Raw genomic sequence first — 14,046 nt, forward strand, 5'->3', positions numbered from 1 at the left:
AAAAAAAACGGCCCCGAAGAAACCCTCGGGGCCGCAAAGCTACAACAACGATCAACTACAGAACCAAGCCTTAGGCTTGGCCGTAAAACCTTAGTTCAGGCTGAGCACTTCCAAACCTTTGGACAGATCCCCGGTGACCACCCAGCCATTGTGATAAATGGCCTCCCAGGTGTCGGTAGCATCAGCGTATTGGCTGATGATGGAGGGCAGTGTGGGGTTGGTGAAATCCATCACCAAAGTACCCGCGCCATAAGCACCAATGGTCATCAGATCACGCCCTTCATCATTAGGGATCAGGCGACCGAAGTGCACCGTACATGAGGTGGAATCTGCATTGACCAGAAAATGGGTCGCCGGAGCAATCCAACCCTGGAGCAAGGGACTGGTCTCATTGCTAACGTCATAGAAAAACATGGCGCCACTGGGAAAAGACAGGCTGGCTGCAGGGAATGGGCCAATCGGCGGTAACCCAGCGTGGGCAACACAAGCTGGTGCAGCACCACCTCCGGTCTCATCGCCCACAAATAAGACGGTGCCATCACTATTCAGACCGGCAAAATGACTAAAAATGGCCGGTGAGACTGCGGTGGACACCGTACCGGGAATGCCATGATGCACCGGCAGACTGACGATCAGCTCTGGTTGGGTGGGATCTTCAATATCCCACAGCTGCGTAAACTCCACGCCAGCACAAATAGCGCGGTATTTATCCTGCTCGGCATCAATCCAAAAGCTGATGTCATGGCAGCTCCAACCATTCATGAAGGGCTCTAGCTCCACCGGGTTATCCGGATCGGATAAGTCCCAAATTTCGGTAAACCCGGAGCCCCCATTGGGGAGGTTGCCGCCGCCCACAGATGCGCTGTTATAGACAATGGGCGTGCCCGGAACCACCCCAATATTGTGCTCGCCCTGAGCCGGGTCCAAGGTGTACATCTCAACCGGCCGCCGGGGGTCGGTGATGTCGACCACAGGCAAGTCATCGCTCTCTGTTGCGAACACCACAATCAGGCGTCCATCGGGGTAAGCAATGGTTTCGGCGCCGCGCAAGTTGGTGTTTAGCACCGCGCCCAAAAATTTCGGCTCTGCGGGGTTGGAAATATCAATGATGGAACCGTTATCCCCAAAGCCCGACAAAATGGCCAAGCTGCCGAAGATTTCAAAGCCGCCCGACTTGGTGGCCTCTGCCGGGGACCCGGCCAAGAACTCGAGTTCAAAAGACTCAGCCGCTGTTTCTGGAGCCGCAGGAGGCGCCCAGAACTCGGGCAGGTTTGCAGCAACCGGAGGATGTGAGGCCGTGGCGAAGTTATAGGCCGGGTGTGGAGCCAGGCGCGGGTCGCGCCAAAGCTCTGGGCCGGCCACAAAAGGCCCGGTTGGCACGCTGTCAGCACGGGCACCTACAACGTTCGCTCCTAAGTCCCCGGCTCGCCCTCCACCACCACACGCGGTGATGAGGGTACAAAGAGCAAGCGTAATCCCGCCCGCGGTTGGCCATTGATTCATGGCAGTTGTCCTCCTGAAAAATATGGGCGCAGATTGCCCACGCAAAGTCCTGAAAATCATGTGTTAGTCGACCGCGCGATGACGCTGAGCCGCCGCACTAGCACCACCCAGCCCCAGCAAAACCAGCAGCGCCCACCAGCTCACGGCGCCTCCAGTGCTGGGCGCAGCCGGGCGCGGTAGCGGTACATCGCGGGTAGGCACCTGCACAGCAGGTTGCATTTGCTCGGGGGCCGGTAATGTCACGCTGTACACATCCACCGCCGTACGACTGATGTCTGCCGATGTGCCCCAGTAGGTGAAGCTGCCGTCCGCGTTTTCTTCAAAGGCGAAAATATGTGAGACCCACTGCGTACCGCCCTCCGGTATCCACCAAGCAGCCTCTTTCCATTCAAAGCTACCATCGGGGTTTTCGATGTAGTCCACCACTTGGGTGCCTTGGGAGTACCAGCCCATGAAGATGCGGTTCTGGCCAGGAATCTGTTGGAAGAGATGTGCTGTGCAGAAGGTACCGCCCACCATACGTGGTGTTGCCCGGTAGATAGCCTTGTCCCCATCCGGTGTGCGTGCATAGGCCACATCGGCCGCCTGGGCAATGGCTTCGGCTGTATCGGCACCCGGTGAGCCGGGGTATTCGGTATACAGACGGTCGACGGCATAGGCGTGGATTCCGCCGTTGCCATCGGCGTTCACCTCATTGCTACCCGGCGTAGGACAGGTGGCATCGGGAGGCGTTACTCCGCCACCACGCTCATCGCTGACCAGCAAAAACTTACCGGAGTGGGTGAACTCAGCCTCGTGAGAAATGGCGACATCATCGGCAGGAAGACGCCCGCTGTTGGCCGCATGATTCACAAAGCCGACCAGCTCCACACCTTCGACCGAGGGCGCGCCTTGTTCCAGCCATCCGCCCATGGTCAGCGGTCGGCCCTGGGCACCCAGCACGCAGTCGGTGACAAGCGCGCCGGTGGCAAACACTCCGAGTTCATCTGAAGCGCTCTTGCGCACGGCGCAGGGCAGCGGTTCGCCGCGGATGGTGTCATCGGTGTAGTCGTTGGGGGTGCCGTTATCGTCAAAGACCCCCGACATATCCAAGACCAGGGTGGAGCTCAAGCTGGCGCAGGCTAAGCGGTCGTCTGGGTAGAGCTCTAATTCATGACAGGCTCCGCCTCTACCGCTGTCGAAGGTGCCGCGAATCCAGTCTGGCTCGAACCGAAAACGGTAAACCTGCGGCCGGCACTGGGCGCGCTTGGTGGCAAGGTCGGTGCCCTCGGGAAAATTCATGCAGCTAGAAATGTCGAGCATTTCAAAGCCGTCGAGGTCGCCTTGCTCGCTGCGCGTGGGGTCCGCTGCATCCGGACGATTCGCCAGAGTTACGTAATCAGAGGTGGAGGTGTAAACGATATGCGGACGCCGTGGGTCGACATTCACCGTATGCGCTTCACCAATATGACTGGTCAGGTGAATTTCGACGGGATTAGCCAGGTCGGTGATATCCACCAGCTCCAGACCGCCAGGAGGTTGGTCGAAACCAGCTGCGGCCAAACCCACCAGGGTTCCCTGGTCATGACAACGTCCGGGCGCATCCGTAGCGTCAATGAGAATCTGAGGCCGGCCGGTGTTCGCCATGCCTTTCCAATCGGTATTGAACAGCACATCGCCCTTGGGTGTGACTTCCACATCGTGCTGCAAGGCCAAAGCCGCAGAGGCGTCGGTGACACACGCGGCTGAGCCATGAGCGGCGACGAAAGAGGGATCTAGCTCACCGTTTTGGGTAAGCCTATAGATAACCTGGCCCCCTTCGTTGGGACCGATCGCCAAGGTCCCCGCAGCGACGTAGTAATCCCCGTCGACGCGAAAATAGTCCAGATCCGAGTGCGGATTGGCGCTATTCAAGGAGGTAAACACCTCCCACACAGCGCCATCCCCGCCAGAGTTCAGCGTACTCGCAGTAGGGGCATTCACCACACCCAACTCGCCTGGGCCATGATCAGCGAACACAGCCAAAGGCATGAATATCGCCACCACTGATGTAGCAGCGCTCAAGCGCGAAACTCTCATTGTCGGTTCTCCAGGTTCTGTGGAGTCAGACGCTGCGCACTACGACAGTGCACAATAAAAATGCGTCAAAAGCCGAATATTTCAGACTTATCGTTAATCGGCAAGCACACAGGCCCGCCAATCAAGGGCCTAGCAGCCTGGAGAATCCCCCACGCGTGGCCCACCCGACCTTGGATAGCAATAACTGGACCAGTTCTTCTCAGGCCCTCAAAACTGCGCCTTTGCAGGTTTTGGTGGCCAGTGTTTTGGTGCTCGTGAGCCACCCTGCAATCGCCCATGGCTTTGGGCAAATTTATACCTTGCCGGTGCCCACATGGATGTACTTATATGGGGCCGCTGCGGCGCTTTTGGTGTCCTTTGTCATCTTTGGTTTTTTTGTCTCCGCGACGGCGCCATCCGCTCACGCCCCACCCAAACAGCAGCCCAATAGCGACTATACCCATACACCCTCTCGAGCCCACAATAGGCTCAGCGCAGGGATAGGCCTACTTCTCTTATCCATCACTGTAGTCACTGGCTTTATGGGCGTGAGCGATCCCTATCGCAACCTCTCCATGACGCTGTTCTGGGTGATTTTTGCTCTGGGTTATGCCTATTGGGTTGCGCTCTTTGGCAACCGCTACGCCTCGTGGAACCCCTGGCGGGCCCTTTGCAGCTGCATTACCGCCTTTGCCCCTCAAGCCTTTGTCGGGCGTTATCGCTACACGCTGGGTTATTGGCCGGCACTGGCTTTGTATATGGGGTTTATTTGGCTGGAGCTTCTTGGCCACGGCCGGCCTAGTCAATTGGCGATGGCTTTGAGTGCGTATACGGCGATTAACCTGGTCGGAGCTTGGTTATGGGGCGCAACTGCTTGGTTTCGCTACGCTGAGTTTTTTGGGGTGATGCTCCGCTTACTGGGCAAAATATCCCCGCTTTCGCGGCAAGTAGCCCCAAATGGTCATCGCCTGTCCTGGCGCTGGCCCTTTAGTGGATTGCTTGGTCCGGCACCGGCGCAAACAAGCCTTTTGCTGTTTATCTTGTTCATGCTCTCTTCCACCGCATTTGATGGACTCAAATCCAGCATGCCTTTTGTGCGCTTATATTGGGAAGAGCTCGCTGGAGTCATGGCGGCGTGGTTACCTGCAGCAAACATTGAGCGCTTGCGCCTGCTCAAAACACTTTACCCCTGGTGGCAAACGGCCGTACTTTGGCTCTCCCCCTTCATTTACTGGCTGATTTATATGGGCTTTGTGTGGCTGATGAGGGCAGTCACACGCAGCGCCTTCAGCCTCAGGGAACTGGCCTTAGCTTTTGCCTTCAGTCTGGTTCCTATTGCCTTTGTGTACAGCCTGACGCACTACTTCACGTTACTTTTCACCCAAGGACCAAGGCTGATCAACTTGCTTTCCGATCCCTTTGGCTGGGGCTGGAACATCTTTGGAACCGCGCATTGGCGTACCCAGCTCATGCTCGACGCCGGAGTGGTGTGGCATATCCAGGTGAGTTTGATTTTGCTGGGTCATATCGTCAGCGTGTACTTGGCTCATGTGCAGGCCCTGAGCCTGTTTCCCACGCGCCGACAAGCCATCATCAGTCAACTACCCATGTTATTGCTGATGGTGATCTTCACTGTGGCTGGGTTGTGGATTCTGTCCCTGCCAATCAGCCCGCGGGCGACTTAAAAGGGCGCAGGCCGTGGTGCCAGAAGCCCCTCAGCGTTCCTCGATCAGGAGCACCTGTTCCACCGGGTGTCCTTGATGGGCATATTCACGATGATCGTTACTATTGAGCACCACCCTGATCTCATGCGGGCCGGGTCCCAAGGCGGGTAGATGAAACCAGGGCGCATACACGCGCGCCTGCTTTTGACCATCGACATAAATATGCGCATGCCCCGTACCTGGTCGATGCGGGCCGTTGGCCAAGGCGGGCGCGAATGCAAAGTTGCGCACCTGCAAATGCACATTCCATCCACTGCTCGCGTCGGGCATGAGGGCGACGGCTAAGCTAGGCACGGCATCGTCCACTTCGAGCAGCCCGTGCTGATGCTCATGCGCCGCGGCGTGATCGGCATGCTCTGCTGTCATCGCCGCAGAATGTGCGGCCTCATGATGCTCATGCCCCCCCGGACTCGCGCTAGCGGTACCCGACAACGCCAGGGCGACTAGCCCCCATCCAAGCTTCGGCATATGTTTGTTCATCCCTTCCCTCTTTGCTGAAACGCGAATATCCGAACTGAGCCTGTGCTCCAGAGCCCGCGCATCAGTGTCATTCAGCTCTGCGCTGGCTCTGGTGCCGAGTGGCGTGAGTCTTGGCGATGCCAACGAATACTGCGTCCACTCGCTATGTACCAAGCCGAAATCACCGGGCTGGCTAGGTTAAAAATACAAAAGGGTAAATAGGCCCAGGTGGCCACACCCAGCGTGGCGGCCATGTAGGCGCCACAGGTGTTCCAAGGCACCAATACCGAAGTGACCGTCCCGAAGTCTTCACTGGTGCGCGAAAGGGTCTCCGGCGCCAGCCCACGGGCCTCGACTTCACCGGCATACATGCGCGAAGCAATCACCAAGGACACATATTGGTCACCGGCCACCACGTTGGTGAGCATGGCGGTTGCACCGGCGCCGAACAGAATAGATTGCCCCTTTTGGAACAGGCGCAGTACAGCTTCCAGCAAGCGCTGCAGGCAGCCCGACCGTTCCATCATTCCGCTGAAAAACATCGCCGAAACAATCAGCCATACCGTGGTCAGCATGCTGTCCATACCGCCGCGGGAGAGCAGATCATCGGCCAGGGCCAACCCCGTCTGCGCTGCATAGCCATTGGCCGCGCTGCCCCAATACAGGCCCAGCGTCGCCATCGCTTGGGGATCGGCATGCTGCTGGAATACCGCGCCGAACACGCCGCCAATCACAATCGAGGCCAGAATGGCCAGTAGCGCTGGAACCCCCTTATAGGCCATGGTGAATAGGCCCAAAAACGGCAGCAACAACCACGCTGAAATGGTGTAGCTATTGCCAAGCGCAGCACTGAGCTCGGCCAAGCCGGCGGTATCTGCTTCACCAGCCGCCAAAAAGCTCGCAGCCGCGAAAAACACAATAGCGACGCCCAGCGCAGGTACCGTGGTCCAGAGCAAGTATCGCACGTGGGTAAATAATGGCGTGCCGGCCAAGGCTGCGGCTAAGTTCGTGGTATCTGATAGCGGCGAGAGCTTATCGCCAAAATACACCCCAGAAATGATGGCGCCCGCAGTCATGGGCAAGGACAGCCCGGAGGCCGCTGCCACGCCAATGAGCGCAATGCCAACGGTGCCCGCGGTGGTCCAAGAGCTGCCCACGACCAAGGCCACCAAAGCCGATATGAGTAGGGCTGCCAAGTAAAAGATTTCGGGGTTGAGAATTTGGCTGCCATACACGATCAATGCCGGAATAATGCCAGCGGCCATCCACACGCCAATTAAGCCGCCAATCGCCAACAAAATCATGATGGGCATCGAGGCCCGAGCCATGGTTGCGCCCACCGCAGCCTCGAGTTGCTCCCAGGCCACTCCCCGTACCATGCCCACGCCTCCGGCAGCGCAGCCGGCGAGCATTAAGCAAAGCTGAGTTGGCCCACCAATAGCCCCATCACCGAACAGGGCCAATGCTGTCACCAACAGAGCAATCAGCACGGCAACTGGTGTTAGGGCCAAGCCCAAAGGCATGGCCTGCTGAGGAGCCTGAGCCTTTTGTGAATGCGCCGAATTCACTCGCAGGCTCCGCGACCTCGGCGACGCACTGCCCCCAGTAACACCAGGAGCAGCAATGTCCAATGCAGAGCCCCACCACGCGCCGCATCGAAGACGATTCGCGACTCTGGCGTGTCGCTCAGGTCGGCACCGGCAACTGCGGGTGTTGTGACATGCTCAAGTGTGGCGTTCAAAGCATTGGCGAAAACGATGTAGCCAGTGTCTAGAACACCATAGCCATTCAGACCAAAACCAATATTCGGGTCGGAGCTGTCGGGGTTTGGCAACAGCACACCAATAATATTGATGCGACCTGCGCCCACAGCAAGTTCACCCACCGAGGTTTGCCCACCAGAGACCCCGGCCGTGGTGCCGCCTACTGCCTCCCAGGCCGCTGTATCCACGCGCCATGTAGGCACGTTGGCGTCGTTCTCGACCCGCAACCCCATGGTGGCGGTTTCGGTGTTCATCCAGCTAATGTCGCGAATGCCGGCAGCAAGCTTATGACTGCGGTCATAACTGACCTTGCCACCATTATCCAAACGCAAAGTGATTTGCTCGGGGCTAATCTCGGCCACTAGCTCTGGGAGCAAGTTCAAAGCCGCATCGGTCAACACCAGATTACCGCCGCCCTGAACGTAGCTACGCAGCGCTGCTAAAGCCTCAGGGTTAGCAGCGAGCCCCGCTGTGTGCACCGTCACAGACTCGGGGAAGGCTGCCAGTGCAGCAGCCAGGCCGGCTCCACTCGTGGCTCTGAGGTCGCCGGCGTACCAAGGTGCGAGATCGCTAAAGAAATCAGCGGCACTCACCTCGACGCCCTCACGCACTGGATCGGCAATACGCGGGAAATCATCCACCCACAGCAAGCTACCGCCGACCATGCGGGTGTCATGTTCCACGGCGGCCTGCTCGATCATACCGGCCAGAATTCCGCGCACCGTGTCGCGGTAGTACTGCATTACCTCGGGGCGCGCCGTCAGCGAATTCACCCCAGGGCTGACCAAAAAGTTATACAGCTCAATCGTCGACATAGAGGCTGCCCCACCGCCTTCGGGTTGGGATATCCAGTCGCCCAAGAACCCTGTGCCCGAGGCTGTGGACTCGGAAGCAATATTGCCGAACTCCGATGAGGCCGTCAGGACCATGGGCTCCACACCGCCGCTGATGGTGTTAATCAGGTCGCTGACGGAGCTGTCGGCGAGCGATTCGATAATGGCGCTGCGCACCGCTTCGCCGTGATAACGCTGATTCAGCGCATCATCCAAGTTGAACTTCCCAGAGCTGAGCATCACCCAGGCTGCAGCATCGGTCACCTCACCATGAATATCCACCGCCACCTGAATATCGCCCTCGCTGGCGAGCTTGCGCACGTAGTCAACGAATGCGGTGGATTCTGGCTGCGACACCGGCCCCGAAGGATGCGAAATCCCGCGCCAGGGAGCTTGCCGGTTCAGGTCTACACCCAAGCCCAGATCGCCGACACCGGACACCGGGCCGGCACCATTTTGACGTGCCCAGAAATATGCCCCCCCGCCGGTTTGCACATGGTCGTGGTCGCCAGCCGTCCAGCCATCGGGGTTAATAAAGGTTTGTACTAAGCGAACCCGGTCCAACAAAGCGGTGCGCTCTGGGTCCAGCCCGGTCACCAGATCTTCGGTATAACGCGCTGCGCCTTCACGGCCGCCAGGCTCGTTGCCGTGCACCGACTGGTTCACCAGCACAATTTTGCGCTCGGCATAAGGGATGGGCGAATCCGGCGCCGTGACCTCTACGGCATATAGAGGCAAGCCATCGGCCGACCCCTGACCAAACTCTTCGAAGGTCACCCAGTCGGGGTATTCGGTGGCCAGAGCCTGCATCCCCAGCACCATTTCCCGATGGGTAAGGCCACCGATGGAATTCAATGGCTCGGCAAAAATACGCCCGCCGCAGAGTTCCATGGGTACCGGTGGCGTGCACACATCCGCGGCAGCCATTCCCGGCAATAGCAGAGTGGACGCAGCCGCCAGGCGCACCAGCCCGCGCGCAAGCGCAGAGGGCTGCCGGCGCCGAACCAGCCCCAGCAGGCCAGCAGCCACACCCAGCCAAAACGGCATGGCGCCGCCGCCACTGCTCACCGGTGTAGCCGCGCGCGAGGTGGCGCAGTCACTGAGGCCTTGCGCTGCCACCAGATGACGCTCGCTACGCCCATCCAGTAATAAGCCAATCACTGGCTCCGCAGCTTGCGCCATTGATACAAAAAGGCTGCCATCTGGCCGCTCTTCGGCCTGAATTCCGTGAATATCCATTGCTATCTCTAAGTCTTCTGAGACCAGTTCGGCCTCAATCTCGAAGCCGCAAAACGGGGGATCTTGCAGCGTCTGGGGGGAGTTGGCGCCGGTGATTGCACCGGCAACCGTCGTATCTTCATCCTGGCCATCAAAGAAGGTGGGCGCGCTCTGTAGGGCCCCCTCCTCGGTTTTGGCCTGCCTAGACTCGCGGGTGAGTTGCAAGCCTTGATCCGCAAATTCGCGCATGTATTCCAATGCGCAGTCAACCAGCTTTACCTGCGACTCCACCCGGCGGCGCATGCTGGCTGGCGCTCCGCCGAGGGTATTGCCGGTTGTGATGCCATCCAGCAATTCCTCCGGGTTGGCAGGGTTCATAGACACTGCCGACTCCACCAGGATGCCAAAGCTATGGCGTAAGCCGCCGACGTTGCGGGAAATGCCGTCATCCCAGTCGCCAGCTGTTTGCTGCAGGTCCAAATCACCCGCGGCTTGCAAGCCATACTCGTCCACGCTGTAACCAGCCGCCTCAGTACAGGGCGTGATGTGGTCCACAGAAAAGGCAAAAGCGGCATCTCGCAGTGGTGGGTACACGTTGAGATTACGCGGCCACAGTATCAACACATCATCATCGTAGAGCACTGGGGTAGTGGGCCCGTACTCATGGTGGTCCATATTGATCACTGGCTTGTAGTCGCGGATAACACGCCCCATAGCGCGCACCTCGGGCTGGTCGACTTGCAGGTGCTGGCGATTCAGATCCACACCTTCGGCATTGGTGCGGCTATTGGTTTCTCGGCCATCAGGGTTGGCCGTGGGAATAAATAACGTGAGCTGCCGAGCCATTTGATCAATGAGCACAGGGTCGGTGCTCAAAGCCAGATCCCGCAGAGCGATCAAGCAGGCCTCGCGTCCGGCAGGCTCGTTGCCATGCTGAGTACAGATATGCAGTTCTACCGGCATGCTTTGCGCAGCGGACAGAGATACGGGCCGAGGATGGCCCAAACGCACCAGCTGCAGCGGGCGACCCTCATGCGACCAACCAATGGTCTGGATATCGATACGCTCGGTCAGGGCATCCACCTCTGCCAGAAAAGAGAGTTCCTCTTCATGGGTAGTCCAACGCGCCCCTTGAGTTTGCTCAAAGCCCGTCCTTGGCAGACTGTCTTGGGCAAGGGCAACGGTCGCCGCAGCGAGCAGGCCGCAGGCACTAAGCCATTGGAAAAGCGCGAATTGTTGCATGAAGGTTCTCCATGGCCGGGCTCACCGGCCGCCCAGCCTTACGACTAGGACTGAAACAAGTGCGCGGTGGCAGAACATTCACTCTGACACCGCGCGCTTTGACTTAAGTTGGGGCCGCTATGCCTGCAAGCACCACTGGCACTCAAGCTACAGGCGTGTTGCGGCCCTGCCCCAGCCCACTGTCGGGGACGAGGGCGAACGCAAGCGCCAAGATTGCAAGCGCAGCTCGTTCCCCACCCCGTCGACGGTCGGCGATGAGGGCGACCGCGAGCGCAGCGAGGTCGGCCTACGCCGGAGCGGAGAAAGCGCAGCATATATTCCATATGTGAGCGTTTTGAGCACCGCCGTAGACCGAGATTGCAAGCGCAGCGCGCCCCTCATCGTCGACTCAGAAGCTGCGGCGCAGGCGCAGGTAGTACTGCCCACCATTGAAGCCAAACGGCGCCGTAGTTGGGTACTTCGCACCCGCAATACCGGCCACATCCGCAGGCAGGCGGTCGGGGAAGTTGTCGAAGACATTGGCACCACCCAAGGAAATCTCCAGACCATTGCGCAGGGTGGTCGTTGCTTCCAGGTCCACGGTCATTTCGCCGCCCAGATCCACCGGCACCTCTTCTAGGTGACCCTCAAAGTAGTCACCGTGGAAGTTCACCCGTGCCAAGCCGCGCCAAGCGCCTTGGGTGTGGTTCAGGCTGATGTTGCCCTTCCATTGCGGAATGTTCTCTTCCAACTGACGCAGGCGAATGTCACCAATGGGGCTAAACACGCCGCGCTCGGTCACCTTGGTTTCGGTGTAGTTAACGGCAGCAGACAAGTTACTGAAGCCACCAATGCCCAAGTTAATGGGCGAGGTCACCACCAGGTCCATACCGCGTGTGCGGGTATCGAAGTTGTTAGTAAACACACGGAATGCCGTGAGATCTTCTGCCCCCTCAAAATCATCCGCGTCGAAGCCATTGGTGCCATCCAGGGCATTAATGAGCTGACTGGTGGTGAGGTCTGGCTCACCTTGGTCTTGCTGCCCGTTATTGTTGGTGTCCTCATAGGTTTGCACGTCGTTTTCACGCGCAAAGCCCTGCAATTCGCCAATAAAGTCAATGTCATCAGTGGTGGCAATACGCCCGTCCAATTCAATCTGGAATACATCCAGAGTGATTTCTACCTTAGCTAGGTTCAGAGCCACACCAAGGGAATAGTTCACCGATTCTTCCGGACCCAATTCAAAGGGACGCTCGCCACGCGCGGCACGACGGCCGTTCACGAATTGGCCGGCGCCACTGCTCAGCGGGATCACACCCACATCCTGCAAAACACCGCCCACAAATGCGGTGGTGACATTGACCACATTCGCCTGCCCCGCGGTCGGCGCGTGGAAACCGGTGGAAACCGTGCCGCGGAAACGCACAGCAGGGTTCATCACGAATAAGCCGCCGAGCTTGTAATTAAAGGTGTCGCCGAAGGTGTTGAAGTCTTCATAACGACCCGCGGCCTGCAGGGTGAGGCCTTTCATCACTTCAGACTCAGCCTCCAAGTACAGCGCCGTGTTGGTTTGCTCGTCTGAAGTGGCCACGGTGAAGCCACCAAAGCCGTTAGAGCTAGAGGCAAAGCCTTGCCCCAGCGGGAAGCCTTCAGACGGTGCCGCCAATGGACCTAACTGCCGGGAGGCCAGATCGCCACGCGCAATTTGGAAGCGTTCACTGCGGTATTCCAAGCCGGCCGAGAGGAACAAGTCTGAAACGAAGGCCGCCACTGGCAAGCCATAGCTGAAGTCTAGGTTGAAGTTGTTATCGGTCTGGCGGTAGGCCCCAGGGTTAAAGCTGGTTGGCGTATTCGGCCCCAAGCTGGCATTGACCGTATTACGGATAAAGAACTCGGTTTCGTTGTCGCCGTAGGTGTAGCTGAAGTCGTAGTCCAAGCCGCGGCCCACAGGTAGCGTACCGCGGGTACCGAGCACCAAGGACATGTCCGTATTCTTGCCCCCAAAGCGTGGCACAAAGCCGCCTGGGAACATTTCGACAAAGGAGAAGCAGTTATCGTCTGCGCTCACATCGGCGAGGATGTCTTCATCCGGGATTAAGAAGTCAGGACCTTGCAGGGGAATCCCAGCCACGCAGTCACCAGAGTCTTCCACCGACAAATCACCGACCAGCACCGAAGGAACGCCCTCAGGATCGGCTTCGCCGGTTTCCGGATCAACCAAGGGGCCCTGGTAGACGCCAGCGCGGTTGGTGGGGTTGCGGTAGAAGAAACCACCATCGACTTCGCGGCTGGCGTAGTTACCAAAAGCGTAGCCTTCAACCATAGAGTTGAAAGACATACCGCTGTTGAAAAACAGCTTAATGTCGTCACGCACATTGGGCTGGCCCCAGATTTGGGTGACATCCGTAGTAATCGTGTTCACGCTGATGTCTTGCACAGCGGTGTTACCGGCAGCAATCAAGGCCGCGGCGTCATCCCGCTGTACTGAGCGAATGGTGTCATCGACCTCAGAGAACTCTGCTGAAAGGTTGATAAAGCCGGTATCCCCTAACGGCAAGCCAATGTTCCCGCCCAAACGGTAGTTGTCGCCGTCACCCTCGTACGTAGAGCCGTAGCGCGCTTCCAACATGCCGCCCTCGTAGTCGTCTTTGAGGACGAAATTGAGCACGCCAGCAATGGCATCGGAGCCGTACTGAGAGGAGGCCCCGTCACGCAGTACTTCCACCTGTTTCAAACCAATGGTGGGGAATACGCTGATGTCTGGCCCATGCGCGCCATCTGCAATACCACCACCCAGAAAGCTGATGACGGAAGCCCGGTGGCGGCGTTTACCGTTGACCAGCACCAAGGTGTTGTCCGGCGACAAACCGCGCAGGTTGGCCGGGCGAATGATGGTGGCCGCATCGGAGATGGGCTGGGTGTTCACGTTGTAGGAGGGCACCACAATACGCAGCATGTCGCCCACATCCGAGGGCGCCTGATTGGCGATGCTGGAGCCAGAAATAACATCCACCGGGGCCACCGTATCGGCTGCCGAGCGCGGTTGCCGCCGGGAACCGACCACAACAAGCTCATCCAACAGGGTGGACTCATCGTCTAAAACCGGTGCCTCGCTATCCGGCAACGGGATGGTGTCTAGCGCTTCCTCCTCAACCTGAGGCTCGGAGGTGTCCTCCTGCGCCTGCACGCTCCACGGCGCCACCAATACGGCCGCCAAAGCGGACCACGACACGCAGCGCGCAGCCGCGCCCCGCAACAACAGATTCCCCATGTTTTTCCCCAAGTCGG

The 14,046-nt window shown here is 58.7% G+C and carries 7 protein-coding genes; 1 reads left to right on the plus strand and 6 read right to left on the minus strand.

Annotated features, from left to right (window positions below; genetic code table 11):
- Positions 1 to 90: 90 nt before the first annotated feature.
- Positions 91 to 1,503: a hypothetical protein gene (locus tag KI787_03410; GenBank protein MBV6628980.1), complete on the minus strand. Its 1,413-nt coding sequence runs from the start codon at positions 1,501 to 1,503 to the stop codon at positions 91 to 93.
- A gap of 63 nt (positions 1,504 to 1,566) precedes the next feature.
- Positions 1,567 to 3,561: a hypothetical protein gene (locus KI787_03415; GenBank protein ID MBV6628981.1), complete on the minus strand. Its 1,995-nt coding sequence runs from the start codon at positions 3,559 to 3,561 to the stop codon at positions 1,567 to 1,569.
- Positions 3,562 to 3,716: 155 nt separating this feature from the next.
- On the opposite strand from KI787_03415, the gene KI787_03420 reads away from it, so the two are divergent.
- The gene (locus tag KI787_03420; protein MBV6628982.1) at positions 3,717 to 5,225 is read left to right on the plus strand and encodes a hypothetical protein; all 1,509 of its coding nucleotides are present in this window, start codon (positions 3,717 to 3,719) and stop codon (positions 5,223 to 5,225) included.
- A gap of 30 nt (positions 5,226 to 5,255) precedes the next feature.
- On the opposite strand, the gene KI787_03425 is transcribed toward KI787_03420, so the two are convergent.
- The 4 genes from KI787_03425 to KI787_03440 all read right to left on the minus strand — a co-directional run bounded on the left by KI787_03425 (position 5,256) and on the right by KI787_03440 (position 14,029).
- Entirely contained in the window at positions 5,256 to 5,744 is a 489-nt protein-coding gene (locus tag KI787_03425; protein MBV6628983.1) for a hypothetical protein, read from the minus strand.
- A 71-nt stretch (positions 5,745 to 5,815) separates the two neighbouring features.
- Positions 5,816 to 7,291 (minus strand): Na+/H+ antiporter NhaC, encoded by a 1,476-nt coding sequence (locus KI787_03430; protein ID MBV6628984.1) that lies wholly within the window; start codon positions 7,289 to 7,291, stop codon positions 5,816 to 5,818.
- Positions 7,288 to 10,779, minus strand: a complete 3,492-nt coding sequence (locus KI787_03435) for a hypothetical protein (GenBank protein ID MBV6628985.1) — start codon at positions 10,777 to 10,779, stop codon at positions 7,288 to 7,290. The genes KI787_03430 and KI787_03435 overlap by 4 nt, the downstream gene beginning before the upstream one ends.
- Before the next feature lie 388 nt (positions 10,780 to 11,167).
- The gene (locus tag KI787_03440) at positions 11,168 to 14,029 is read right to left on the minus strand and encodes a TonB-dependent receptor (protein ID MBV6628986.1); all 2,862 of its coding nucleotides are present in this window, start codon (positions 14,027 to 14,029) and stop codon (positions 11,168 to 11,170) included.
- Between the last annotated feature and the right edge of the window lie 17 nt (positions 14,030 to 14,046).

Origin of the sequence: Oceanococcus sp. HetDA_MAG_MS8, from assembly GCA_019192445.1 — a bacterium.
Classification (GTDB): domain Bacteria; phylum Pseudomonadota; class Gammaproteobacteria; order Nevskiales; family Oceanococcaceae; genus MS8.

Bases quoted from the DNA above. Each gene is read 5' to 3' on its own strand.
- KI787_03410 (MBV6628980.1), bottom strand. From the start codon at position 1,503: ATGAATCAATGGCCAACCGCGGGCGGGATTACGCTTGCTCTTTGTACC.
- KI787_03415 (MBV6628981.1), bottom strand. From the start codon at position 3,561: ATGAGAGTTTCGCGCTTGAGCGCTGCTACATCAGTGGTGGCGATATTC.
- KI787_03425 (MBV6628983.1), bottom strand. From the start codon at position 5,744: ATGAACAAACATATGCCGAAGCTTGGATGGGGGCTAGTCGCCCTGGCG.
- KI787_03435 (MBV6628985.1), bottom strand. From the start codon at position 10,779: ATGCAACAATTCGCGCTTTTCCAATGGCTTAGTGCCTGCGGCCTGCTC.
- KI787_03440 (MBV6628986.1), bottom strand. From the start codon at position 14,029: ATGGGGAATCTGTTGTTGCGGGGCGCGGCTGCGCGCTGCGTGTCGTGG.